Here is a 23,420-nt window from a genome sequence, read left to right on the forward strand (position 1 = left end):
ATAGTATCCAAAAGATCGCGATAAAGATTCAATCAAATTTGATAAAATAATTGATAATAGCTAAAACACCACGTATAACTACGCATAATAACTTGATTTAACTTCGTATAAAGGTAGCAAATGCTAGACATTCTTAATTTTATTGAATCATATCAGAAACATCATTCTGTATTTGATCGAAAGTTAGCGTTAATAAAACAGTTAATTATTTATCTCGATAAACATGATTTTCAAGGTCATATTGACAACATTTTGCCCATTTTGGATCAGCACACCGGTTACAGTGAATTCCGAATCATGAATGATTGTGAATCGAACAATCCGAATTTATGGATAGAATACCAATATCATGGCAAACATATTCGACTTAGTCCTGGCGATATTGTCATTACCATGAAAAAATGATATCAATGCTAAGTGATATCATTTTTCATAAATTTATAATGATTTTTTAATTTATTTAATCATCGGTAATGAAATTAAAAATGATAAAAACCATTACGTTGATAATGTCATTGCAAATGAGTGAGTCATTCAATTAAGAATTAACTTGACTATCATGGATTTCAACAACGAGCACATTACCTTCATCTTTTAGGAAAGATTCATCATTATTTGGTGCGCGTAGAGACATCATTTTGTCATCGCCACATTCCATTGTATCGCCCGCAACCATGGTTGCACCACTTTCACGTAAATAATTGAGCACATTACTAAATAACGTAAAGTAGTATTCGCTTTCATCATGACTTTTCGCTAATACAGCAAAATCTGGCAGCCCAAATGCATCGGCACCATAGGTACGCATCCAGACACCGTCGACGTTTTCCACTTGATATTTAACAAACCCACAGAACAATGTTGGTAAAGAAGTGGATAGTAAATCAATTCCATCTTCATCAGTAACTAATTCTAACAGTGATTCAATTGGGAAAGAAGTATGAGCTTGCTCATTTATGACGGCTAACGCATTAAACGTTGCAAAACTTGCTGCTAAACGCGCCAATGCTAAATATTGTTCGAGGACATCTTGCTCATAGCCTTTATAAAATAACATTAAATGACTATCGTGATGACGAACTTGTTCTTTGATATCTTGGCTATAATGTGCTGAGGCAATACAAGGCTCTAACGCATTGGCAGGATAAGGATGATTCATACCAATTAATTGAATAACATGTTTATCCCAACCAATTAACAAGTAACATCCTCCATCTAATTGCTCGAATGGTGTTTCATATTGAATATTTTTTATTGAAGGATCTATCTTAAGTAGCGCTTCTTTTAATTGATTTTTATCAAAATCCAATTTGCCCTTAAACAAAACACTTAGGCTTATGGCATTGTCAATATTTGGATTAGCCACTAATGTGCCACTCTCTAACATTGATTTGTTTTTTTTACCAAAAAGACGTGAAAAAAAATTCATTGATACCTTCCTTTATCATATACAATCAAAAAATAAGCACTAAATTGTCATTAGTGCAGGATGTTATTGAGAATTATACTTTACGATATTGCGCCACTAATACCAAACTTCCATCTTTTAAAAAGCCCTCTTCTGCTGAGGGTTCACGCAAAAGCATTATTTTACCGCGATCATCTTCGATAGTATGCCCTGCTGCTATTTCTGCATGAGTCTGATGCAAATACAATAATAGATTATTGAATATATTTAGGTATTTATCTGTTTCATCAAAACTATCAGCAAACGCAGCAAAATCGGGAAATCCTAGCTGACCAGCACCATAAGTTCGCATACAGATGCCAGTATGAATATCTACTTTCATGGCTTTAAAACCGACAAAAAATAGGGGTAAACATTCACAAAGTAATTCAATCCCATTATCGCTCTCGACTAACGCACTAACCACATGAGTTGACAAAATAGTCTGTGCCTTTAGGTTAAGTAGCCCTACCATATTAAAATGTTCAAAGCCAATAGCAAATTGCGTTAATATCAAATACTGTTTAATAAGATCGTCTTCATAGCCATGATAAGAGATGATAATATGGCTATTATGATGTTTAATCGTTTGAATTAAATCTTGATTATCCTTAGCAAATTCAATACTTTGCTTTACTACCTCGGGTGAGCAAGCCGTATCAAAACCAACAACTTTAATTAAGTGTTGGTTCCAGCTCGCTAAAGCATTAAATGCTTCACCCTTGCCACAAGGCAAAGACTGGAACTTGACTTTCTTCATTGAAGAATTAATTTTGCCTAGAGATCGAGTTAATTTATTGAAATCAAAAGAGAGAGTACGATCAACTAAAATAGTTAATGAAAGTGGATTTTTTATAGCGGGATTTTCAATGATCGCACTGTCTGATTGCGCTACATTACTTTTTTTAAAAGTAAACAGTCTAGACAAAATACTCATGAAAATTTCCTAATACATTGTTGTGTTATAACATTATTTATAACAAAATATGACTTTAATCATTTTTATGTATACATTATATTATTTATCTATTTTTTTCAAATAGTATCGTTTTTTTCAACAACAACTTTACCACTGTACCTGTTCAAGCTCACTGATTAAAAAGTCGATTAAGCAACGAGTACGAAGTGGCAATAATTTACGGCTTGGATACATTGCATAAATATTATAATCTTCAACATAATAATTAGTTAAAACCGAAACTAACTGGCCGGCTTTAACATCTTGACCAATAATGAAGTCAGGCTGCTTTGAGATACCACCACCTTGAAGTATTATTTGCCTGCATGTATCGCCATTATTACAATAGACATTTGCACTCAAATTTACCGAATAACAGCGATTATTTTGATAAAAATTCCATTGCTCTTTTTTTGCCCAGTGACTGTACATAATAATTTTATGTTGTTTAAGATCATCGGGATTTATTGGCATGCCATAGTGAGCAATATAATCAGGGGAAGCGGCTACAATCATTTTAGTTGTAGCTAATTTACGACTAATTAAAGAAGAATTGTCTAAATTACCAATTCGAATAGCTAGGTCATATCCCTCTTCCAATAAGTTAACAAAGCGATCGGATAGAGTGATATCTAAAATGATTTGAGGATATTTTTTGCTAAATTTTTGCCATAATGGTGCTAAATGCAAAACACCAAAACTAACAGGAACATTAACTCGTAAAATACCTTGTGGGCTAGCTTGCTTTAAACTCAGACTTTCTTCTGCTTCTGCTGTAGCATTAATAATGGCTTTTGCTTGCCAGTAAAAGGTTTGCCCTTCATTAGTTACAACCATATTACGTGTTGTACGCTGTAATAATCTTACTTGTAGGCGATCTTCTAAAGCTTGAATATAACGCGATACCGCTTGTTTAGACAAATTTAATTTACCCGCTGCTTCAATAAAACTGTTACAATCAACAACGGTGACAAAAACTGTCATCTCCAAAAATTTATTTGATTTATTCATCCATTTTCACCTAGTCAAGTAATTGTTCCACTTAATGAGACAATAAGTCACATAATAGCTTATTTATCTACAAATAAATAACCATTATGATGAACTTACCATTTAAATGATAATAATTGTTAACATATAGGAAAAATAAAATGAAACAATATCGAATTGATTTAGCCTCACTTATTTTACGCATTACGCTTGGTGTCATGTTTTTAGCGCATGGTTTTACTAAATTAGTTGTGTTTACCCCTGCTGGCACTGCCCAATATTTTGAGTCACTTGGTTTTCCAGGTTTTGTGGGGTATTTAACTATTTTGTTTGAAATTGGGAGTGGTGTTTTATTATTGTTAGGGATTTTCACACGCATAATCAGCTTTTTAGCCGTAATTCAGATGATTGTTATTACTTATATTCATTCAGCAAATGGATGGATGTTTACTAATACGGGGGGCGGCTTTGAATATCCTGCATTTATGGCAATGACAGCATTAAGTTTACTGCTATTAGGTACTGGATGCTTTAGCCTTTTCTCTAAAAGGTATCAATTAATCAATCTACTATAAAAAACCAAACAATAAATTAAACTAAAAAGTTAATAAGAAAAAACAAAGGAAAGGCAAAATTAAGCAACAAGCTTATTGCCTTTCCTAATACAGTTGCAATGAAAATATTAAGGAAATTAATTTACGCTCATCTCTTCAATAATAGCACTAACAATTTTGTGTGCTTTGTGCGCTTTTTTTAATCACTTTACCATGTTGTTCATGCCCAATTACTGTCGGCAATATCATGGGACAATTTAAGCTTAATTGCTAAGATTTATCCCCCCCTTATGTTACCGAGTTAATATAATAATTTTTTTGATTTACTGTGGTTACCGAATCACAAAAATTGACAGTTGAAACATCAGTAGAATTGATCCCAAAATTTGCATCATAACCCTACTTGGGATAAATACGATAAATCGTATCGTTAGAAAAAAGACTAACCGCTACTTTATTAACATTCATTACTTGGAAGTTTACTCAATCATAGAAGGGATAATCAGATAAATAGGCCAAAAGCATGTAGACAAAAACGGTAAGATAAAATAGATCACATCAAAAAATTTTTGTTTTTTATCTTTGTACTTTTTTCTATGTAATTGATAATATCGAATAGCAAAGGCAAAAAGAATGCCTGTTATTGGAAATAATAAAAGGGAAAATTCCCTATAACATAGACTGTATGATAACCATCCAATGATAATTAATGTCGCAACTTGAGTACAACGATACAAATCAACTTTATAGTTATTAGATTTATTTAATCTGTTAGCACGATGGTATCGAATTGTGATCGGAAAAAGAATAGTAAAAATGGATAACAGCACTAATACCATCACACCCATATCCATATAGATATAATCAAACAAGTCAAAGCAAAGTAAACCAATAAAAATGACTAAACAATATTTAACAAACCAATGATATCTAATCCCAAAAAACAAAAAAGCACTTAAATAGGGTAAATAAAAGAAAGGAAACATAAACAGCCATACGAATATATAGCTATCGGTATGATCTGAAGGATGCAACATGACGAATTCTTATAATAAATAACCTTTTTCATATAGTTAAATTATATCACATTGCAAATCAACAATAAAATTCAATAAAAACATCAAAAGAATCGATTTAATAATTGTTCATTCTATGACTTAACTAATCTCAATAAACTGCTCACAACTTATTACAGATGCAAAATTCATTAAAGCAGACATAAAACTGTTATGGACAGTTTCAGCCGGTATCAATTCACCATTAAACTCAAGATCTCGAGTAGTGCAAGCATCATCAATCAATATTGGTTGATAACCTAATTCGCTGGCACATCGCGTCGTGGAGTCAATACACATATGACTCATCATGCCACAAATAACTAATTGTTTAACATTTTGCTGCTGTAATTTTTGTTGTAAATCGGTTTGAAAAAAACTATTGGGATAAGACTTTTGTATAATTTGTTTATATTGATTGCTCGAAGCTAGCAAATCTGGGTGAATGTCGGCACCATGACTCCCTTTGGCAAAAAAAGCTGCATTAGGATCTAATTTAATATGTTGAATATAAAAAATGGGTAAGCCATTTTCGGAAAAATATTTTTGTATTGTTAAGATGTTGTTTAGCACACGTTCAGTATCAACTAATGTAAATTTACCTTGCGGAAAATAGTCATTTTGTACATCAATAATTACTAATCCTTGTTTCACTGCTTTCTCCTGTCATTGTTTTATACAACTAAATTATGCGATAATTTGTCATTGCCTAACATAGTGTATTGAAAGCATTTAGATAAATTAACTTTCAGCGTGAAAAAATGGATAAAAAAGATCGAGCTATTTTAAATGAACTTAAAAATAACAGTCGACAATCCTGGAAAGAGATTGGTGAAAAAATCTATCTGTCTGGTCAAGCAGTCGGTCAACGAGTAGTAGAGTTACAAATTAAAGGTATTATTGAAAAATTTACAATCAAAGAAAAAACCAAACATCTGCAATTCATCACTATTTACATGAACACGAATCAATTTGAATCTTTCGAGCAGCTAATTAAATCTTATTGCGAAATAATTGAGTTTTATAAAATTACCGGAGATGGCTGCTATTTTATAAAAAGCTGTTTTGATCGCCAAACACTAACAACTTTTTTAGAAAAAATAGAATATTTTTGTCGTTATAAGGTCAGCCACCAGCTAAAAAATATTCTATAAAATGGTCATGTTTATTCACAATAAAGAGGTCAAATCGACGTTAAGGTAAAATTTTTTTAGATTTTTTTGATCAAAACTAAAAAAACAGTTGCCAGTGAGCAAAAACTGTTATATTTTGTACAACAGTATTTATGGTCAATTAAATTATTGGTTTATTTTATGAATTGTTTTTGCGCTTTAGTTATTAAACATCATCACCATCATCATTCCTGAATAGTCTTCGGGCGATAGGTGCTGGAAGACATTTGATCTTCCGGTGATAACGCAAAAGCAAATAGAAAACCCTCGGAAGATCAAACTTCCGAGGGTTTTTTGTTTTTAGTTGATAAATTTTGGTTAAGTTGGAGAATAAATATGTTGGATAATTCACGTTTACGCATTGCTATGCAAAAATCGGGACGCTTAAGTGATGAGTCAAAAAAATTGCTTGCGCAGTGTGGTATTAAAATTAATCTTCAAGAGCAACGTTTAATTGCTTTTGCTGAAAATATGCCTATTGATATTTTACGTGTCCGTGATGATGATATACCTGGTTTGGTAATTGATGGAGTCGTAGATATTGGTATTGTTGGTGAAAACGTTTTAGAGGAAGAAGTACTCGACCGTCAAGCAGAAGGTGAAAATCCACAATATAAAAAATTACGGCGTTTAGATTTTGGTGGCTGCCGTTTATCAATCGCTGCGCCGCGTGATTTTGATTATACTGGCCCTGAATGTTTAAATGATTTACGTATTGCCACTACTTACCCACACTTATTGCGTCGTTATCTATCACAATACAACGTCAACTTTAAAACTTGCTTGCTAAATGGTTCGGTCGAGGTCGCTCCGCGCGCTGGACTTGCCGATGTGATTTGCGATCTTGTCTCTAGTGGCGCCACGTTAGAAGCCAACGGGCTACGAGAAATTGAAATTATTTACCAATCTAAAGCTTGCCTGATTCAGCGACAAGGTGAAATGCCACAAGTCAAACAAGCCTTAATCGATAAAATAATGACACGTATTCAGGGAGTTATTCAAGCACGAGAATCAAAATATATTATGTTACATGCTCCAACTGAAGTGTTAGACCAAGTCGTTGCATTGTTACCCGGCGCGGAAAATCCAACAATACTCCCATTGACGGGCGAACAAAATCGAGTTGCGCTGCACATGGTTAGCAGTGAGTCACTGTTTTGGGAAACCATGGAAAAACTAAAAGCATTAGGCGCCAGCTCTATTTTGGTATTACCAATTGAAAAAATGATGGAGTAATAAAAATGAAAATCTCATATTGGCAACAATGTTCAGATAAACAACAGCAAGCACTACTCATGCGACCTGCCATTGCTGCATCAGATACTATCAGTCAAGCTGTTACGACAATTTTAGAACAAGTAAAACAAGACGGTGATAAGGCGCTAATAGCACTTAGTAATAAATTTGATAAAGTCCAAATTAAACAAATAAAATTAACTGAAGCTGAAATAAAAGCGGCAACTGCTCGAGTCAATCAAGAATTGAAGCAAGCCATGCAGTTAGCGGTATCAAATATCAAAAAGTTCCATCAAGCCCAAGTTAAACCTGTCATCAATGTTGAAACGATGCCAGGCATAAATTGTCAACTAGTCACTCGACCTATTGATTCAGTAGGGTTATATATTCCAGGTGGTTCAGCCCCCTTATTTTCAACGGTATTAATGTTGGCCACTCCAGCAAAAATTGCCGGATGTCGTAAAGTAATTTTATGTTCGCCCCCTCCAATCGCTGACGAAATTTTATATGCTGCTGAACTTTGTGGCATAAGTGAAATTTATCAATTAGGTGGAGCCCAAGCTATCGCGGCAATGGCATTTGGCACAGAATCCGTCCCTAAAGTTGATAAACTTTTTGGACCCGGTAATGCTTTTGTGACCGAAGCTAAACGCCAAGTGAGTCAACGCCTTGATGGTGCTGCTATTGATATGCCAGCGGGCCCTTCTGAGGTTTTGGTCATTGCTGATAGTTTGGCAAATCCAGCCTTTATCGCAGCCGATCTATTATCTCAAGCAGAGCATGGCCCAGATTCACAAGTGGTTTTGCTTACCCCTGATGAAAAAATCGCTCAAGCAGTATCTACTGAAGTGGACAAACAACTTAGTACATTATCACGACATGAGATCGCCCAAAAAGCTTTACAAGAAAGCCGTTTGATTGTGACTAAAGATTTAGAAGAATGTGTAACAATTAGTAATCGCTATGGGCCAGAACACTTAATTATACAAACCCGAAATGCAGATGACTTAGTTGATAAAATAAACAGTGCTGGATCAATCTTTTTAGGTGATTGGTCGCCGGAATCTGCTGGTGATTATGCATCGGGTACCAACCACGTACTACCCACTTATGGTTATACAGCAACTTACTCAAGTCTTGGGCTAGCTGATTTTCAAAAACGTATGACAGTGCAAAAACTCACTCAAGAAGGGTTGAAAGAGATTGGTCATGCCGTTGAACTCATGGCAGAAGCAGAGCAGCTAACCGCCCATAAACAAGCGGTTAGTTTACGATTAGCGACACTAAATACAACCAAGTAAAATTAGGGATAAACAATGGACATTAATCAACTAGTCAGAAAGAATGTGCAAAAACTGACCCCATATCAATCCGCCCGTCGTATTGGTGGTAAAGGTGATGTATGGCTTAACGCTAACGAATACCCTGTTGCGCCTCATTTTGAATTAACTGAACAAACCTTAAATCGCTATCCAGAACCACAACCTGAACAGGTAATTAGCCGATATGCGCAGTATGCAGGAGTCACTAATGAACAATTAATTGTCAGTCGAGGGGCAGATGAAGCGATTGAACTATTAATGCGAGCATTTTGTGAGCCAGAACAAGATAGTATTTTATATTGCCCGCCAACTTATGGTATGTATCAAGTTAGCGCTGAAACACTCGGAGTTCAAACCAAAACAGTCCCTACTAAAGCAGATTGGCAACTCGATCTTGACGCAATTAAACAAAATCTTGATAGCGTAAAATTAATTTATGTCTGTTCACCCAATAATCCAACCGGTAACCTAATTAATCCTGATGATATTAAATCATTACTTAATATGGCAAAAGACCGCGCGCTAGTTGTTATTGATGAGGCTTATATCGAGTTTTCGCCTGAATCTTCTGTGATCAAATGGTTAGCGACCTATCCACATTTAGTGATTTTACGGACTTTATCTAAAGCATTTGCTTTGGCAGGATTACGCTGTGGGTTTACCATCGCTAATAAACCGGTGATCGATGCATTACAAAAAGTCATTGCTCCCTATCCATTAGCAACCCCAGTAGCAGACATTGCCGCTCAAGCTTTAAGTAAAGACGGCATAAATACCATGAAACTTCACGTTATCAATCTCAATAACCAAAAAGAAAAATTTGCAAACGCACTGAATCAATTATCGATTGTTGAAAAAGTTTATCCTAGTCGATCTAATTATTTATGTGTTAAATTCCAAGATGATAAAGATGTATTTAAGACCCTTTGGAATCAAGGTATCATTTTGCGAGATCAAAGCAAATCCATTGGACAAAAAAATATTATTCGAATATCTATTGGCACACAAGCCGAATGTGAAGCTGTAATATCAGCACTCAAAGCGATAAAATAGGAGCAATAATGTTACAAAAATATTTATTTATTGATCGTGATGGTACATTAATTACCGAACCACCTATTGATTTTCAAGTCGATCGTTTTGAAAAATTGGCTTTTGAACCTAATGTTATTCCTGCCCTACTTAAACTCCAATCAGCAGGCTTTAAATTAGTCATGGTCACAAATCAAGACGGACTTGGCACTAAAAGTTATCCGCAACAAGATTTTGATGGACCGCATAATTTAATGATGCAAATCTTTACATCACAAGGAGTTAACTTCGAAGAAGTCTTGATCTGCCCTCATTTTCCTGAAGATCATTGTCAGTGTCGTAAACCTAAAATACAACTGGTTCTTCCTTATCTTACCAGTGGCAAATTAGATAAAGCGCATAGTTATGTAATTGGTGACAGACTTACCGACATGCAACTTGCCGAAAATATGCAAATAAAAGGATTGCACTATAATCCCGAAACACTCAATTGGAGCGAAATAGCCCAAAGGCTAACCACAGCTGATCGTTATGCTAAAGTTGAACGTAATACTAAAGAAACTAAAATTTTAGTTGAAGTCTGGCTTGATCGTCAAGGTGGTAGTCAAATCAACACCGGTATTGGTTTTTTTGACCATATGTTAGATCAAATAGCGACACATGGCGGAATTAAACTCAATATTCAAGTACAAGGTGATTTACATGTTGACGATCATCATACTATTGAAGATACTGGACTTGCCTTGGGTGAAGCTTTAAAACAAGCTCTGGGTGATAAACGGGGTATCACACGTTATGCTTCGGTCATTCCAATGGATGAATGTTTAGCAAAATGCGCGATGGATATCTCGGGCCGACCATATCTTGTTTTCTCGGCACATTTTACTACACCAAAAGTTGGCGATATGAGTACACAAATGGTTGAACACTTTTTTTACTCACTAAGTTATGCAATGGCAATTACTTTACATATCGAAACTGAAGGTGTTAACGATCATCATAAAGTAGAAAGCTTGTTTAAGGCTTTTGCCAGAACATTAAAACAAGCTATTAAGATTGAAAGTGACAGATTACCAAGCTCAAAAGGAGTCCTGTAATGAATATTGTCATTTTAGATACCGGTTGTGCTAACCTTTCATCAGTAAAATATGCCATAGATCGATTAGGTTATAAATCGATAATCAGTCTTGATCCTAATGTGGTACTTAATTCAGATAAACTGCTTTTACCTGGCGTCGGCTCGGCTTCATCGGCAATGCAAAAACTCAAAGATCGCGATTTAATTGATCTCATTAAAGTTTGCACCCAACCAGTATTAGGGATTTGCCTTGGCATGCAACTTTTAGCTGATTTTAGCCATGAAGGGCATGTTCATACTTTAGGTATTATCCATGAAACAGTAACTGAAATACCTGATCGTGGATTGCCACTACCTCATATGGGATGGAATCAGGTCTATCCTAAAGCCGGACATCATCTGTTTCGTGATATTCCAGATGGTGCTTATTTTTATTTTGTACATGGATACGCGATGCCATTATGCTCAGCAACTATTGCAGAAACCAATTACGGCGAAAGCTTTACCGCTGCCGTACAAAAAGACAACTTTTACGGCGTACAGTTTCATCCCGAGCGTTCTGGCTCGGTCGGTGCAACGTTGCTAAAAAACTTTTTGGAGATATAACAATGTCAACATTTCCAAATATTATACCGGCACTTGATTTAATTGATGGTTCAGTTGTCCGTTTACATCAAGGTGATTATGATCAAAAACGCAATTACGGTAACGATCCTTTAACTCGGTTACAGTCTTATGAAAAGCAAGGTGCAAAATTACTACATCTTGTTGATTTAACTGGTGCCAAAGATCCAAACGCACGGCAGATAACCTTGATTAAAACGTTAATAAGTGGCGTTAACGTACCGGTTCAAATCGGTGGTGGCATTCGCACACAAGCAGATGTCACAGCCCTGCTCGATGCTGGCGCTGCACGGGTAGTTATCGGCTCGACAGCAATAAAGCAACCAGAAATGGTTAAACAGTGGTTTGAGCATTACGGTCCTGAAGCTTTGGTATTGGCACTCGATGTTCGAATTGACAGCCAAGGCGATAAATACGTTGCAATACATGGCTGGCAAGAGGACTCAAAGCAAAAACTTGAACAAGTTATTGATAACTACCTACCATTTGGTTTAAAGCATGTTTTGTGTACCGATATTTCGAAAGACGGAACCTTAAGCGGTTCAAATGTTGAATTATACCAAGAAATTAGTCAAAAATACCCACAAATCGAGTTTCAAGCCTCTGGTGGGATTGGTCAATTAGACGATGTTAAAGCATTACAAAACAGTGGTGTAGCAGGCGTAATTGTTGGGCGAGCATTACTTGAAGGTAAATTTACAGTTCAGGAGGCAATTTCATGCTGGCAAAAAGGATAATTCCTTGTTTAGATGTTCGTAATGGTCAAGTAGTAAAAGGTGTACAGTTTCGCAATCACGAAATTATCGGTGATATCGTACCTTTAGCGAAAAGATATGCCGAAGAAGGCGCTGACGAACTGGTATTTTATGATATTACAGCCTCATCTGATGGTCGAGTTGTTGATAAAAGTTGGGTGGCAAAAGTTGCTGAAGTTATTGATATTCCTTTTTGTGTTGCTGGCGGGATTAAAACGGTTGAAGATGCAGGTCAGATATTAACATTTGGGGCCGACAAAATTTCGATCAACTCACCCGCATTAGCTAATCCAGATTTAATTACTGAATTAGCAGATTGTTATGGTGTGCAATGTATTGTTGTTGGAATCGATACTTGGTATGACCAACAATCTCAACATTATCATGTTTATCAATTTACAGGTGATGAAAAGCGTACAGTTGCGACCAAATGGACTACCTTAGATTGGGTAAAAGAGGTACAAAAACGCGGCGCTGGTGAAATCGTATTAAATATGATGAACCAAGATGGTGTGCGTAATGGGTACGATTTGACACAACTACAAGCTGTGCGTGATGTTTGTCATGTGCCTTTAATTGCCTCAGGCGGCGCAGGCACAATGGCGCATTTTTTACAAGCGTTCAGGGACGCAAATGTGGATGGCGCTTTAGCCGCTTCTGTTTTTCATAAACAAATTATCAATATTGGTGAACTTAAACAGTATTTAGCTCAACATGGAGTAGAAATTCGATTATGCTAATTCCAAATTCCGATACAAAATTAGACTTAAGCAAACTTGATTGGCAAAAAGTGGATAATTTAATGCCTGTTATCATCCAACATTACGTCTCGGGTGATGTCTTAATGCTTGGCTATATGAATCAAGATGCGCTAACACAAACACAAAATAGTGGCAAAGTAACTTTTTATTCACGCACTAAACAGCGTCTATGGACTAAAGGTGAAACATCTGGCAATTTTTTAAATGTAAAAAGTATTTCAACCGATTGTGATAACGATACATTACTTATTTTAGTTGATCCTGTGGGTCCAACTTGTCACACAGGTACTAACAGCTGTTTTGCTCAGGCACAAACGACATGGGGATTTTTATTCGAACTAGAACAGCTGCTTGCAGCGCGTAAAAGTGCTGATCCAACATCATCCTATACAGCTAAATTATATCATGATGGAACAAAACGCATTGCACAAAAGGTAGGTGAAGAAGGCGTTGAAACTGCTTTAGCAGCTACCGTTCATGATAAAGAAGAGTTAAAAAATGAATCAGCCGATTTGATTTACCATTTACTGGTATTATTGCAAGATCAAAATCTATCACTACAAGATGTGATAGGTATTTTAAAAGCACGCCATAAAAAATAGTGCTAAACGAAAAAGTGCGAATTATTTCGCACTTTATTTGATTTGATTACTACGGACTTAAATAGATAGCGCTATTATTTCAATCTCATTAACGAATCGGTAATTTCACCCCATTGAACATAGTTTGAACATCAACGTTATTTTCGCACAAAATAAGGCGATCAACGGTTGATTTATTTAAATGTGGAGAAAATTGCCTTATAAAATCATACATGTAACTGCGCAAAAATAGTGAACGCGAAAATGCAATATACGTCGTACTATAAGGAAAGATATGCCCTGCACTCAGTACCACAAAATCATTATCCTCATTTTGACTCACTGCCATCTTTGCAACAATACCAACACCAACCCCCAATTTAACATAGGTTTTAATCAAATCGGCATCCGTTGTACTAAACACAATATTAGGTGATTGATTAGCCTTATTAAAAGCCTGATTCAAATCAGACCCATCATTCGAAAAATCATAACTAACTAATGGGTATTTAGATAACTCAGCAATCGAAATTAAACGACTTTTTGCTAAAGGATGATCTTTCATCACTATCACAGCCTGATTCCAGTGGTAACAAGGCAGTGCAATCATATCTTCACTTAATTGAGAGAGATCCGTCACAATAGCAAAATCGGCTTGTCCGGTTTGCGCTTGCAATAAACATTGTGGTGATGAACCCTGCTCCATATGTAAAGTAATATTGGGATATTGTTTCATGAACTGCTGAATGACAACCGGAAGTGTATAACGAGCTTGTGTATAAGTGGTGGTGATGGTCAAGGTACCTTGATTTGGCTGACTATACTCTTTGGCAACAATTTTAATATCATTGGATTTATTTAGGATTTCTCTTGCCAAAGTTATAATCTGTTCGCCAACATCAGTGACTTCGGAAAGATGCTTGCCAACGCGGGTAAAAATTTGCACACCAAGTTCATCTTCTAATAACTTAATCTGTTTACTAATACCAGGCTGTGAAGTATACAGCTTTTCTGATGTTAACGATACGTTAAGATCATTATTAACAACCTCAACTATATAACGCAGTTGTTGCAATTTCATGACAAAGGTTCCTTTCTTTTTATTCCCTTCACCTTTTCGATTAACAAAGAGGTAAAGGGACAAAATAACTCCTTTCACACTTTAGCATAAACGTAAACTCATTTTTATACTAAAACGCATGCATTACCTAAAACAACTTGGTAAACATATTAGGTTTTGTGACCTATTTTTTACTCTTTATCCATTGACCGTCAACGTATTGCATCACCCAACCTGTCGATTTTCCGTTAACTTCGGATGTGACATATTGTTGTTTGCTTTTACGACTAAAACGAACAATGGCAGGATTACCATCCGGATCTTTATTCGGTGCTTGCGTTAAATAGATAAACTTTTCGGGCAACCGATCTTTAAAACGTTGTAATTCTTCAATTAATGGTGCACGGGTTTCTCTTGATTTTGGAAAATTATGTGCAGCCAAAAAGATACCTGATGCGCCATCACGTAACACAAAATGAGCGTCAGATTTGCTACATTTAAGTTCAGGCAAATCGACTGGATCTTCTTTAGGGGGCGCAACATCACCATTTTTTAAAATTTTACGGGTATTTTTACAATCAGGATTAGTACAGCCCATATATAACCCAAAACGCCCTGATTTTAAATGCATCTCAGATCCACATTTTTCACATTCGATAATTGGACCTTCATAACTTTTTACTTTAAAGTGACCTTTTTCAACAACAAAGCCATCACAAATTGGGTTATTACCACAAATATGTAATTTACGTTCATTATCAAGTAAATAGCTATCCATTGCGGTATGACATTTTGGACAACGCTTACGGGCTCTTAATGCATCGGTTTCAGCGGTTTCCGACTCTTCTAAAATATTGAGAGTTTCGTGCTCTGGAATTAAATTAATCGTTTGTTTACAACGCTCTTTAGGCGGTAGTGCATAGCCTGAACACGCTAAAAATACGCCCGTTCCTGCTGTTTTAATGCCCATTTCGCGCCCACAATGAGGACACTTAATTTCAGGGGTGAGCACCAAAGGATTAAGTTGCATACCACCTTTATCGGGTGATTGCTCTGCCACTTCAAGATGTTTACTAAAATCACTAAAAAACTGATCGAGCACTTCTCGCCACTCTTGTTTTTTATTAGCAATCTGATCGAGTGCATCTTCCATACGCGCGGTAAAGTCATAACTCATGAGATCATTGAAGTTTTCATTTAAACGATCAGTAACAATTTCACCAATTTTTTCGGCATAAAAACGACGATTATCTAAACGCACATATCCACGATCTTGAATAGTTGAGATTATCGTTGCGTAAGTCGATGGGCGGCCTATTTCACGTTTCTCTAACTCTTTGACTAACGATGCTTCGTTATAACGTGCTGGTGGTTTAGTAAAATGCTGATTAGGATTAAGCGCAATCAAGCCCAACTTATCGTTAATTGATACAGCGGGTAAAATTTTATCATCATTATTTTTGGCCAATTGCGGTTGCACTTTAGTCCAACCATCAAAACGTAAGGTACGTCCTTTAGCTTTTAATAAGAAATCACCAGATTTAACAGTAATTGTTGTCGAGTTATATTCGGCTGAAGTCATTTGACAGGCAACAAATTGACGCCAAATCAATTGATAAAGTTTACACGCATCAGCTTCAACATCACTTATATTATCCGCCAGTAATTTAACGTCTGACGGGCGGATTGCTTCATGCGCCTCTTGAGAGTTCTTCTTGCTACTGTAAACATTTGGTGATTTAGGCAAATATTTATCACCAAAATTTTTGCCAATATATTCACGTACCATGGCTAATGCATCTTGGCTCAAATTAGTCGAATCGGTACGCATATAGGTAATATAACCAGCTTCATAAAGACGCTGAGCAAGCATCATCGTTTTTTTGACGCCAAAACCTAAGCGCGTGCTCGCCGCTTGTTGCAAGGTCGAAGTAATAAATGGCGCAGTTGGATTGCTCTTAGTTGGCTTTTCTTCGATATTGGTCACTTGATATTGGCTGTTGTTTAATTCAGCTAGTGCAATATCAATGGCGACTTTATCTTTAGGTTCGAACGCTTCATCTTGATAATGAGTAACTTGTAAAGTGAGTTGCTCGTTGTTCGCTGTACTTAAATCAGCAAAAAGATCCCAATACTCTTCAGGAATAAAGGCATGAATTTCGCGCTCGCGTTCTACCACAAGTCGAACGGCAACCGATTGAACACGACCTGCTGATAATCCTCTAGCAACTTTTTTCCAAAGTAAAGGTGATAGCATAAAACCAACAACGCGATCCATAAAGCGACGGGCTTGCTGGGCATTAACTCTATCCATATCAAGCATGGAAGGATGATTAAACGCATTTTTGATCGCTGTCTTGGTGATTTCATTAAATACCACACGACGATATTTGCTATCTTCACCGCCAATAACATCTTTCAGATGCCATGCTATTGCTTCCCCTTCTCTATCCAAGTCGGTTGCGAGGTAGATCATATCGGCATCTTTAGCGAGTTTTTTTAGTTCTGAAACAACCCTTTCTTTACCAGGTAAAATTTCGTAATGAGCTTTCCAACCGTTATACGGATCAACACTCATACGATCAACTAAAACCTGTTTTTCAGAACGTTTTACTTTTTTTTCGGCTTTATCTTTTGTGGTTTTTTCAACTCGATGGCTACTGCCACTTACTGGAAGATCGCGAATATGCCCTACGCTTGATTTAACCACAAAATCTTTGCCAAGATATTTATTTATTGTTTTTGCTTTGGCAGGTGATTCCACAATAACAAGGGATTTTCCCATAATTAAACCTATTTTATCCTGTAATTTACGTTATTTACTGTCTTGTTTCACATCAAGTAATGACAGTAAATCATCTTTTATTGTCGATACTTTCGTTGCATATTGCTCTTTTTGCTCAGCATCCTCAATAAGTTGTGTAATGGTCTGTGACAACGTGCAACCTCGGCGTTTTGCCAAATTAGCTAATCGTTGCCAAACTAAAAATTCCAAATCAATAGACTTTTTTCGTGTATTTTGTTGCTCAGCGTTAAAATGTCGTTTTCGTTTCGCACGAATGGTCTGCTTCATGCGATTATCTAAATCAGGGTTTAGATGCTGTTTTATCCATTGCACAACACCTATTGGATTATGTTCTAAAAGTAATAATTCATTTACGGCGTGCTGAGCTGCGCTCTTCTCGATATAACGAGTAATCAACTCGCCTTCTAAATGCCTTTTCACAAGATAGTGCCATTTCCATCCACATTCAAGGTTTTCGAGTTGTTGATATTTCATCTTTTCACCTTGTGACGCTGTAACTAAAGGTTGTAGTTGTAGCATAATCTCATCACACAATAAAGAAAATTATTGCATTTGACAAATTTTTTATAAATCTGCTATCGTTCACATTTATTTAGAACTTGATTTAAGGAAATCACCAATAATGGCTAAAGCTGATGTTATTTATATTAATGGCTATATTTATACTGCAGACAAACAAGACAGTGTTTGTCAGGCTATTGCTATCGAAAATGGCTATATTATTGCAACGGGGAGCACGCAACAAATAAATAGCAGTCAGTTTGTCGATAATAATACGACAGTTTACGATTTACAAGGAAAAACGATGATTCCCGGTCTTATAGATGCGCATTTGCATACTTTTTGGGGGGGAATGCAACTCTCTTCTTGTAATTTAAATTATCAAAGTTTAACCGTTGATCAAACTTTAGCTATTATTCAAAAATATTTAGATCAAGACTCAACCGATAATGATACCAATTGGTTACAAGTACGAGGATGGCTACGTCAAGAAGTGTTGCCAATAGGTACCGATATTACACGTTTCGATCTTGATAAACTTAATACCCAGCGCCCGGTAATTTTGTTTTCAAATGATTGCCATACACTCGTTGCCAATAGTCTGGCATTAGAAAAATTTGGTCTTAATAAAGATACGCCTGAACCATCAGATGGTAAGATTGGTCGAACTAATAATGGCGAACTTAATGGCATTTTAGAAGATGCGCCGGCGATGCGTGCATTTGACAGCATATCTAAGCTAACCGATCAGCAAGCGGTGAATATTGCAAAATTATCACAAGCAGAACTGAATAAACAAGGCGTAACGGCAGTGATGGATGCTCGCATTACTGAAACCATTGCTGATGCTTTTTTGACCCTTAAGCAACAAGACGCACTTTCAATACGCCTATTTGGTGCACATGAGTTACCACCCGATGATGTATCATCAATAGATCAAATTCCGCTGTTATTGGACAAAGTTAAGCAATTTGCTCATCATTATGATGATAAAAGCTGGCAACCTAAACCAGGTATAAAAATTTCGCATACTAAATTGTTTGTTGATGGGGTTATGCAAGCACCATTAATGACGGCACGGCTATTAAAACCTTATCAACTTGAACACGAAAACGATCGTTACGGCGATCTTTACTATTCAACAGAAATGCTTGATGCGTTAATCCTTGAATCAGCAAAAGCAGGCTTTCACCCACATACGCATACAGTAGGAGAAGGTGCAATTGAAGTGGTACTCAATGCTATTGAAAAAATGCGAAAAGCATTGCCTGATGCGGATATAAGACCAAGTACGGCTCACAATGAGCTTAGTGCTGCGCATCAATTTGCACGCTATCAAAAATTAAAAGCTTGTGTGGTGTTTTCGTTCCAATGGGCTGGATGCAGCGCAACAATGGTTGAACAATATCATACGCTTTTTGGTCCAGAACGTTATAATGGATTAGAAGCACATGGCCAATATATTGATGCTGGTGTGAATTGTGCATTTGGTAGTGATTGGCCAATCGATCCCCTTAATGAATGGTACGATTTTCAAGTGGCAATGACACGACAAATAGATACCGATCACCCTCGTTTAAACAGTGATCGAAATTTGACAGTAACAGAAGTGCTGCGTTGTGCAACCATAGGAGCCGCTTATATATTGAAACAAGAGCAATACATTGGTTCAATTGAAAAAGGCAAATTTGCCGATCTAATCATTTTAGATCGTAATCCATTTACCATACCGGCAACAGATATACAAAACGTTAAAGTATTAACAACGATCGTTGGTGGTAAAACGGTATATCAAGCATCGTAATTGTTCATTTAAAGAATCGAGTTATTTATCACGACGCCAACACAACGGTAGCGTCGTGATAAACAGTTATTCAGCTTCGATTTCAATTGGCTCGGCACTTTCTACTGCTCTCTTTTTCGTAAAATGCAATATTGCGGCAATAATCAATGCACCAATAAACATGTCAATAATATACCACATTGCACCTTTTGTTACGCCACCCAAGGCAACCAGCCCACCAAACGCTACTAATGACTCAATACCATTAATCATCCCTAACATACCTGCCACTGCCGTACCGACAACAATAGCGATAATTACACGTTTTGGATCTTTAGCGGCAAATGGGATTGCACCTTCGGTTATACCGGCTAATGATAAAAAGAAAGCGGTAATGCCAAACTCTTTTTCTTCTTTAGTATATTTAGAACGAGAAATAATCAATGATGAAATCGCTAAGCCTAATGGTGGAATTGCACAGCACATGCGGAACACACCATTTGGTCCATAAACACCTTCCGCCATAGCTGCCAAAGTAAAGGCTGTTGCTGCTTTACTACATGGTCCCCCCATATCTAGTGCAGCAAGAATACCAATACCAATGCCTAAAAACGCTGCATTGACTTCTGACATGCCTTTTAACGTAGCTACCATTGCTTTCACAAACCAATCTAACGGGTAAGATAGTCCGTAAATATAAATGGGCGCCATCAACAATATCGTGACTGTTGGAATAATCATGACTGGCATTACTGATGCAATGACAGGATGGACTTTAACGGTTTTAAACCATTTTACAAAATAACCAATTAAAACACCGAAAATCATCGCACCAATAAAGCCTGTACTGACATGATTAACACCAATTGGGTTATTGACGACATAGCCCATAATAAACGCAGGCGCTAACGCCGCATTACCGCCAATAGAATAGGCCATATAAGCTGCAAGCACAGGTACCATCATAGCAAAACCATAAATTGCTACTTGCTGTAAATCAGCAAAAAACTGATTACTTGGCAAAATCGTATCGTTGGTTACATCACCTGTCATTAACACAATCGAAAAAAGAATACCTGAAGCAATAATAACGGGTAAAAATTTGCTGATTCCGGTATTTAATGCACGAAATATTTCTTTACCAATACTGTCTTTTACTACTTTAGTTGACATTTGTTCGGCATTATTGAAAATGTTGACCGTATTTTTCACGGCTTCGCCTGTGCTTACTTTAATGACGTTTTTATATGGTTCTAACCGCTCGGCATTTTCAATTGAAATATCAGTGGCTAATATAATCACATCTGCAGTTTTTAAATCGTGTTCGGTTAATGGATTATCAATACCTGCTGCGCCTTGAGTTTCTACTTTACAATCCCATCCCCGTTTTTTTGCCTCATTTTCAATCTTTTGTTTAGCAATATAAGTGTGAGCCATACCAGCAGTACAGGCACAAATTGCAACAATCTTCTTTTTGTCAATCGCACTATTATTCATACAAACCTCGTACTTTATCTGCTAATGACTGGGTATCACTATTAAGTAAAGTTGCAATAAAATCATCATCCGCTAAATGAGTTGCTAATTTAGCAATAATCGCTAAATGCGCCTTATCGGCATGTCCTGGTGCACCAATCAAAATCACCAACTTCACTTGTTTACCGTTATTCCAAATGATGCCATCAAGATATTTTCCCACCACAATAAATGGCGTTTTTACTGCGCTACTTTTGGCATGAGGCAAAGCAACATCGGGTAACACATCGGTTTCCATCTCTTGCTCATGAGCCATCACATCATCAAAAAAAGTTTCAACATTAGTTAAATAGTTTTGACTGGCATTGGACATTAAATGAATAACCGATGATTTTTGATTAACGATATCACTGGTAAGCTCAACCGATAAAACAGGTATTGACTGCATATACCGCTCCTTTTTAATTAAATATAGATATTTAAACTTACTGACTTTTATGATCTCTGTTTATTAAATATACAATGAATTATTTTCGGTGACACTAATTTTGTCTTATCAAGAGTTAGAGCAAGATCACAAATATGCACAATTCAATTTTACGTTTTAACGAGCAATTCCAGTGTAAACAGCTTAAAAATAATGACTAATGTGTGTTAAAGTCTATAAATCGCTCGCTTTAGTACCTTTTTACTAAAAATTAGCTTGCATAATTATCATAATGTGGCAGAATTCCTTGCCGCTTTAAGCGGGTAAAAAGGCAAAACTATACTTAGTAGTTTTTTATTGTTTTTTGGGACAGAGGAGCAAAGTCATGTCCGCAATAAAAATGAAACGAGTTTTAACCACACCTGCATTGATTGCATTTGGTTTAGCTTATATGGTTCCTTTGGGGATCTTTACCACTTATGGGGAAGTCACTGTTGATAGTAATGGTCACTTACCTATAGCCTATATCATCACCTTAGCCATGATCTTTTTTACAGCATTGAGTTATTGTCGAATGGCAAATAAACTGCCGATTGCTGGATCTGCCTACTCGTATGTACAACATACTTTTGGTGGAAAAGTTGGATTTTTGGTAGGTTGGGCACAAATCCTTGATTATCTATTTTTACCAATATTGAATTATTTGGTTTTAGGTATCTACCTGAATGAAGCATTTCCAAGCATTCCTGCTTATGTTTTTGTATTGGGTTCATTAATCAGTGTAAGCTTTTTAAATTATTTAGGGATTAAACTGATTAACTCTGTAAACTTTACATTGATTATTGTTCAAATGATTTTTATAGGGTTATTTATCTTTTTAACTTTAACTAATGTTAATCTTACCCCTGAGGCAATGATGAAACCTCTGCAAGTTAATGCAGGAGATTTTAGTGGCTTAATGTCTGGAGCGGCAATATTATGTCTTGCCTTTTTAGGTTTTGATGCCATAGCGACTTTAGCCGAAGAATCTAACGATGCACAAAAATCATTACCAAGAGCAATTATCTGGACAGTTCTAATTGCTGGCTGTATTTTTCTAGTCGTATCGTATTGTGCTCATCTGGCATATCCTATGTGGACAGATTTTGTAGATAATAAAGATACAGCCAGTTTAGTCGTCGTTCGTCGAGTGGGTGATATAAGCCAATTAGGCGGTAATTTTATGTATAACTTCTTCCAAGCCGCATACTTAACTGGTGTTTTTGCATCAGCCATGACAGCGCAAACCAGTGTATCAAGAATTTTTTATGCTATGGGACGTGAAGGTGTTTTGCCTAAAAAAATCTTTTATAAAATTCACCCTCGTTATAGAACACCTTATTTATCGATTATTTTTGTCGCCTGTTTTTCATTGTTAGCGCTGGTATTAGATCTTAGTTTAGTGGTGTCGATGATAAGCTTTGGCGCATTAGTGGCTTTTACTTTTGTCAATTTATGCGTGATTAAAAGTTACTTAGGTGATTCAAAAGCGAAAACAGCATTACTGCTATTTAAATATGGATTATTGCCTGCGATTGGTGTTTTACTTTCACTATGGCTATGGACCAGTCTTGATGCAACGGCGATGATTGTTGGTTTAGTTTGGTTAGCAATTGGATTTTTCTATCTACTTTATCTAACTAAAGGCTTTACTACTTTATTGCCATCGATTGATCATCATGAATTAAATTCAATCATCAAAGATTAAGTTCTTATAAATTGGTCTACTTTAAAGTATCTAGTTACTGCCCTTTTAAAACAAC

At 36.3% G+C, this 23,420-nt stretch carries 23 protein-coding genes and 1 other annotated feature; of the genes, 13 read left to right on the plus strand and 10 right to left on the minus strand.

Annotated features, from left to right (window positions below; all coding sequences use genetic code 11):
- Nucleotides 1–120 precede the first annotated feature (120 nt).
- Nucleotides 121–405 carry a hypothetical protein gene (locus tag J3U57_RS07725; protein ID WP_065634630.1) on the plus strand — a complete coding sequence of 95 codons (285 nt, stop codon included), beginning with the start codon at nucleotides 121–123 and terminating at the stop codon, nucleotides 403–405.
- Between the two features lie 133 nt (nucleotides 406–538).
- Here the strand turns inward: J3U57_RS07725 and J3U57_RS07730 are convergent, their stop codons facing one another.
- From J3U57_RS07730 to J3U57_RS07740, 3 genes are all read right to left on the minus strand, one after another.
- Nucleotides 539–1,429, minus strand: a complete 891-nt coding sequence (locus J3U57_RS07730; RefSeq protein WP_065798263.1) for a DUF4261 domain-containing protein — start codon at nucleotides 1,427–1,429, stop codon at nucleotides 539–541.
- Nucleotides 1,430–1,502: 73 nt separating this feature from the next.
- Entirely contained in the window at nucleotides 1,503–2,384 is an 882-nt protein-coding gene (locus J3U57_RS07735; protein ID WP_267344050.1) for a DUF4261 domain-containing protein, read from the minus strand.
- A gap of 129 nt (nucleotides 2,385–2,513) precedes the next feature.
- Nucleotides 2,514–3,416, minus strand: coding sequence for a LysR family transcriptional regulator (locus J3U57_RS07740; RefSeq protein ID WP_267334229.1), 903 nt, complete (start codon nucleotides 3,414–3,416; stop codon nucleotides 2,514–2,516).
- Between the two features lie 140 nt (nucleotides 3,417–3,556).
- Between J3U57_RS07740 and J3U57_RS07745 the strand changes: the two genes are divergently transcribed.
- Nucleotides 3,557–3,970, plus strand: coding sequence for a DoxX family protein (locus J3U57_RS07745; protein ID WP_267344049.1), 414 nt, complete (start codon nucleotides 3,557–3,559; stop codon nucleotides 3,968–3,970).
- Between the two features lie 458 nt (nucleotides 3,971–4,428).
- Here the strand turns inward: J3U57_RS07745 and J3U57_RS07750 are convergent, their stop codons facing one another.
- Both J3U57_RS07750 and J3U57_RS07755 read right to left on the minus strand, forming a co-directional pair.
- Nucleotides 4,429–4,986, minus strand: coding sequence for a hypothetical protein (locus tag J3U57_RS07750; RefSeq protein ID WP_267344048.1), 558 nt, complete (start codon nucleotides 4,984–4,986; stop codon nucleotides 4,429–4,431).
- 120 nt (nucleotides 4,987–5,106) lie between these two features.
- On the minus strand, nucleotides 5,107–5,658 hold the full coding sequence (locus tag J3U57_RS07755; protein WP_267344047.1) for a cysteine hydrolase family protein: 552 nt from the start codon (nucleotides 5,656–5,658) through the stop codon (nucleotides 5,107–5,109).
- Between the two features lie 107 nt (nucleotides 5,659–5,765).
- Between J3U57_RS07755 and J3U57_RS07760 the strand changes: the two genes are divergently transcribed.
- From J3U57_RS07760 to hisIE, 9 genes are all read left to right on the plus strand, one after another.
- Nucleotides 5,766–6,158 (plus strand): Lrp/AsnC family transcriptional regulator, encoded by a 393-nt coding sequence (locus J3U57_RS07760; RefSeq protein ID WP_267344046.1) that lies wholly within the window; start codon nucleotides 5,766–5,768, stop codon nucleotides 6,156–6,158.
- A 191-nt stretch (nucleotides 6,159–6,349) separates the two neighbouring features.
- Nucleotides 6,350–6,475 (plus strand) — a sequence feature (His leader region).
- 37 nt (nucleotides 6,476–6,512) lie between these two features.
- The gene (gene hisG / locus J3U57_RS07765; protein ID WP_267334224.1) at nucleotides 6,513–7,412 is read left to right on the plus strand and encodes an ATP phosphoribosyltransferase; all 900 of its coding nucleotides are present in this window, start codon (nucleotides 6,513–6,515) and stop codon (nucleotides 7,410–7,412) included.
- A 5-nt stretch (nucleotides 7,413–7,417) separates the two neighbouring features.
- Nucleotides 7,418–8,713 (plus strand): histidinol dehydrogenase, encoded by a 1,296-nt coding sequence (gene hisD / locus J3U57_RS07770; protein WP_267344045.1) that lies wholly within the window; start codon nucleotides 7,418–7,420, stop codon nucleotides 8,711–8,713.
- Between the two features lie 15 nt (nucleotides 8,714–8,728).
- Nucleotides 8,729–9,787: a histidinol-phosphate transaminase gene (gene hisC, locus J3U57_RS07775; protein ID WP_267334222.1), complete on the plus strand. Its 1,059-nt coding sequence runs from the start codon at nucleotides 8,729–8,731 to the stop codon at nucleotides 9,785–9,787.
- A gap of 8 nt (nucleotides 9,788–9,795) precedes the next feature.
- Nucleotides 9,796–10,863: a bifunctional histidinol-phosphatase/imidazoleglycerol-phosphate dehydratase HisB gene (gene hisB, locus J3U57_RS07780; protein WP_267344044.1), complete on the plus strand. Its 1,068-nt coding sequence runs from the start codon at nucleotides 9,796–9,798 to the stop codon at nucleotides 10,861–10,863.
- Complete coding sequence (gene hisH, locus J3U57_RS07785) at nucleotides 10,863–11,450, plus strand: imidazole glycerol phosphate synthase subunit HisH (RefSeq protein WP_065634642.1); 588 nt, start codon at nucleotides 10,863–10,865, stop codon at nucleotides 11,448–11,450. The genes hisB and hisH overlap by 1 nt, the downstream gene beginning before the upstream one ends.
- A 2-nt stretch (nucleotides 11,451–11,452) precedes the next feature.
- A complete protein-coding gene (gene hisA / locus J3U57_RS07790) occupies nucleotides 11,453–12,205 on the plus strand; it encodes a 1-(5-phosphoribosyl)-5-[(5-phosphoribosylamino)methylideneamino]imidazole-4-carboxamide isomerase (RefSeq protein ID WP_267344043.1) in 753 nt (250 codons plus the stop codon).
- The gene (gene hisF, locus J3U57_RS07795; protein ID WP_267334219.1) at nucleotides 12,187–12,963 is read left to right on the plus strand and encodes an imidazole glycerol phosphate synthase subunit HisF; all 777 of its coding nucleotides are present in this window, start codon (nucleotides 12,187–12,189) and stop codon (nucleotides 12,961–12,963) included. The genes hisA and hisF overlap by 19 nt, the downstream gene beginning before the upstream one ends.
- Nucleotides 12,957–13,586, plus strand: coding sequence for a bifunctional phosphoribosyl-AMP cyclohydrolase/phosphoribosyl-ATP diphosphatase HisIE (hisIE, locus tag J3U57_RS07800; RefSeq protein ID WP_267344042.1), 630 nt, complete (start codon nucleotides 12,957–12,959; stop codon nucleotides 13,584–13,586). The genes hisF and hisIE overlap by 7 nt, the downstream gene beginning before the upstream one ends.
- 88 nt (nucleotides 13,587–13,674) lie before the next feature.
- On the opposite strand, the gene cysB is transcribed toward hisIE, so the two are convergent.
- From cysB to matP, 3 genes are all read right to left on the minus strand, one after another.
- Entirely contained in the window at nucleotides 13,675–14,646 is a 972-nt protein-coding gene (gene cysB, locus J3U57_RS07805) for an HTH-type transcriptional regulator CysB (RefSeq protein WP_267334217.1), read from the minus strand.
- A 163-nt stretch (nucleotides 14,647–14,809) separates the two neighbouring features.
- Nucleotides 14,810–17,410, minus strand: coding sequence for a type I DNA topoisomerase (topA, locus tag J3U57_RS07810; RefSeq protein WP_267344040.1), 2,601 nt, complete (start codon nucleotides 17,408–17,410; stop codon nucleotides 14,810–14,812).
- 30 nt (nucleotides 17,411–17,440) lie between these two features.
- On the minus strand, nucleotides 17,441–17,905 hold the full coding sequence (gene matP / locus J3U57_RS07815) for a macrodomain Ter protein MatP (RefSeq protein WP_416379607.1): 465 nt from the start codon (nucleotides 17,903–17,905) through the stop codon (nucleotides 17,441–17,443).
- Nucleotides 17,906–18,053: 148 nt separating this feature from the next.
- Between matP and J3U57_RS07820 the strand changes: the two genes are divergently transcribed.
- Complete coding sequence (locus J3U57_RS07820) at nucleotides 18,054–19,736, plus strand: amidohydrolase (RefSeq protein ID WP_267344039.1); 1,683 nt, start codon at nucleotides 18,054–18,056, stop codon at nucleotides 19,734–19,736.
- A 66-nt stretch (nucleotides 19,737–19,802) separates the two neighbouring features.
- Here J3U57_RS07820 and J3U57_RS07825 read toward each other — a convergent pair whose 3' ends face one another.
- Both J3U57_RS07825 and J3U57_RS07830 read right to left on the minus strand, forming a co-directional pair.
- Nucleotides 19,803–21,212 carry a PTS fructose transporter subunit IIC gene (locus J3U57_RS07825; RefSeq protein WP_267344038.1) on the minus strand — a complete coding sequence of 470 codons (1,410 nt, stop codon included), beginning with the start codon at nucleotides 21,210–21,212 and terminating at the stop codon, nucleotides 19,803–19,805.
- The gene (locus tag J3U57_RS07830) at nucleotides 21,205–21,639 is read right to left on the minus strand and encodes a PTS sugar transporter subunit IIA (protein WP_267344037.1); all 435 of its coding nucleotides are present in this window, start codon (nucleotides 21,637–21,639) and stop codon (nucleotides 21,205–21,207) included. Before J3U57_RS07830 ends, J3U57_RS07825 begins: the two co-directional genes overlap by 8 nt.
- A gap of 364 nt (nucleotides 21,640–22,003) precedes the next feature.
- On the opposite strand from J3U57_RS07830, the gene J3U57_RS07835 reads away from it, so the two are divergent.
- Nucleotides 22,004–23,365 (plus strand): APC family permease, encoded by a 1,362-nt coding sequence (locus J3U57_RS07835; protein ID WP_267344036.1) that lies wholly within the window; start codon nucleotides 22,004–22,006, stop codon nucleotides 23,363–23,365.
- Nucleotides 23,366–23,420: the final 55 nt, after the last annotated feature.

It is taken from the genome of Gilliamella sp. B3464, from assembly GCF_026536145.1.
In the GTDB taxonomy this organism is placed as follows: domain Bacteria; phylum Pseudomonadota; class Gammaproteobacteria; order Enterobacterales; family Orbaceae; genus Gilliamella.

Excerpts from the sequence above, each read along its gene's own strand:
- J3U57_RS07725 (WP_065634630.1), top strand. The coding sequence starts at position 121 with ATGCTAGACATTCTTAATTTTATTGAATCATATCAGAAACATCATTCT.
- J3U57_RS07730 (WP_065798263.1), bottom strand. The coding sequence starts at position 1,429 with ATGAATTTTTTTTCACGTCTTTTTGGTAAAAAAAACAAATCAATGTTA.
- J3U57_RS07735 (WP_267344050.1), bottom strand. The coding sequence starts at position 2,384 with ATGAGTATTTTGTCTAGACTGTTTACTTTTAAAAAAAGTAATGTAGCG.
- J3U57_RS07740 (WP_267334229.1), bottom strand. The coding sequence starts at position 3,416 with ATGAATAAATCAAATAAATTTTTGGAGATGACAGTTTTTGTCACCGTT.
- J3U57_RS07745 (WP_267344049.1), top strand. The coding sequence starts at position 3,557 with ATGAAACAATATCGAATTGATTTAGCCTCACTTATTTTACGCATTACG.
- J3U57_RS07750 (WP_267344048.1), bottom strand. The coding sequence starts at position 4,986 with ATGTTGCATCCTTCAGATCATACCGATAGCTATATATTCGTATGGCTG.
- J3U57_RS07760 (WP_267344046.1), top strand. The coding sequence starts at position 5,766 with ATGGATAAAAAAGATCGAGCTATTTTAAATGAACTTAAAAATAACAGT.
- hisG (WP_267334224.1), top strand. The coding sequence starts at position 6,513 with ATGTTGGATAATTCACGTTTACGCATTGCTATGCAAAAATCGGGACGC.
- hisD (WP_267344045.1), top strand. The coding sequence starts at position 7,418 with ATGAAAATCTCATATTGGCAACAATGTTCAGATAAACAACAGCAAGCA.
- hisC (WP_267334222.1), top strand. The coding sequence starts at position 8,729 with ATGGACATTAATCAACTAGTCAGAAAGAATGTGCAAAAACTGACCCCA.
- hisB (WP_267344044.1), top strand. The coding sequence starts at position 9,796 with ATGTTACAAAAATATTTATTTATTGATCGTGATGGTACATTAATTACC.
- hisH (WP_065634642.1), top strand. The coding sequence starts at position 10,863 with ATGAATATTGTCATTTTAGATACCGGTTGTGCTAACCTTTCATCAGTA.
- hisA (WP_267344043.1), top strand. The coding sequence starts at position 11,453 with ATGTCAACATTTCCAAATATTATACCGGCACTTGATTTAATTGATGGT.
- hisF (WP_267334219.1), top strand. The coding sequence starts at position 12,187 with ATGCTGGCAAAAAGGATAATTCCTTGTTTAGATGTTCGTAATGGTCAA.
- hisIE (WP_267344042.1), top strand. The coding sequence starts at position 12,957 with ATGCTAATTCCAAATTCCGATACAAAATTAGACTTAAGCAAACTTGAT.
- cysB (WP_267334217.1), bottom strand. The coding sequence starts at position 14,646 with ATGAAATTGCAACAACTGCGTTATATAGTTGAGGTTGTTAATAATGAT.
- topA (WP_267344040.1), bottom strand. The coding sequence starts at position 17,410 with ATGGGAAAATCCCTTGTTATTGTGGAATCACCTGCCAAAGCAAAAACA.
- matP (WP_416379607.1), bottom strand. The coding sequence starts at position 17,905 with ATGAAATATCAACAACTCGAAAACCTTGAATGTGGATGGAAATGGCAC.
- J3U57_RS07820 (WP_267344039.1), top strand. The coding sequence starts at position 18,054 with ATGGCTAAAGCTGATGTTATTTATATTAATGGCTATATTTATACTGCA.
- J3U57_RS07825 (WP_267344038.1), bottom strand. The coding sequence starts at position 21,212 with ATGAATAATAGTGCGATTGACAAAAAGAAGATTGTTGCAATTTGTGCC.
- J3U57_RS07830 (WP_267344037.1), bottom strand. The coding sequence starts at position 21,639 with ATGCAGTCAATACCTGTTTTATCGGTTGAGCTTACCAGTGATATCGTT.
- J3U57_RS07835 (WP_267344036.1), top strand. The coding sequence starts at position 22,004 with ATGTCCGCAATAAAAATGAAACGAGTTTTAACCACACCTGCATTGATT.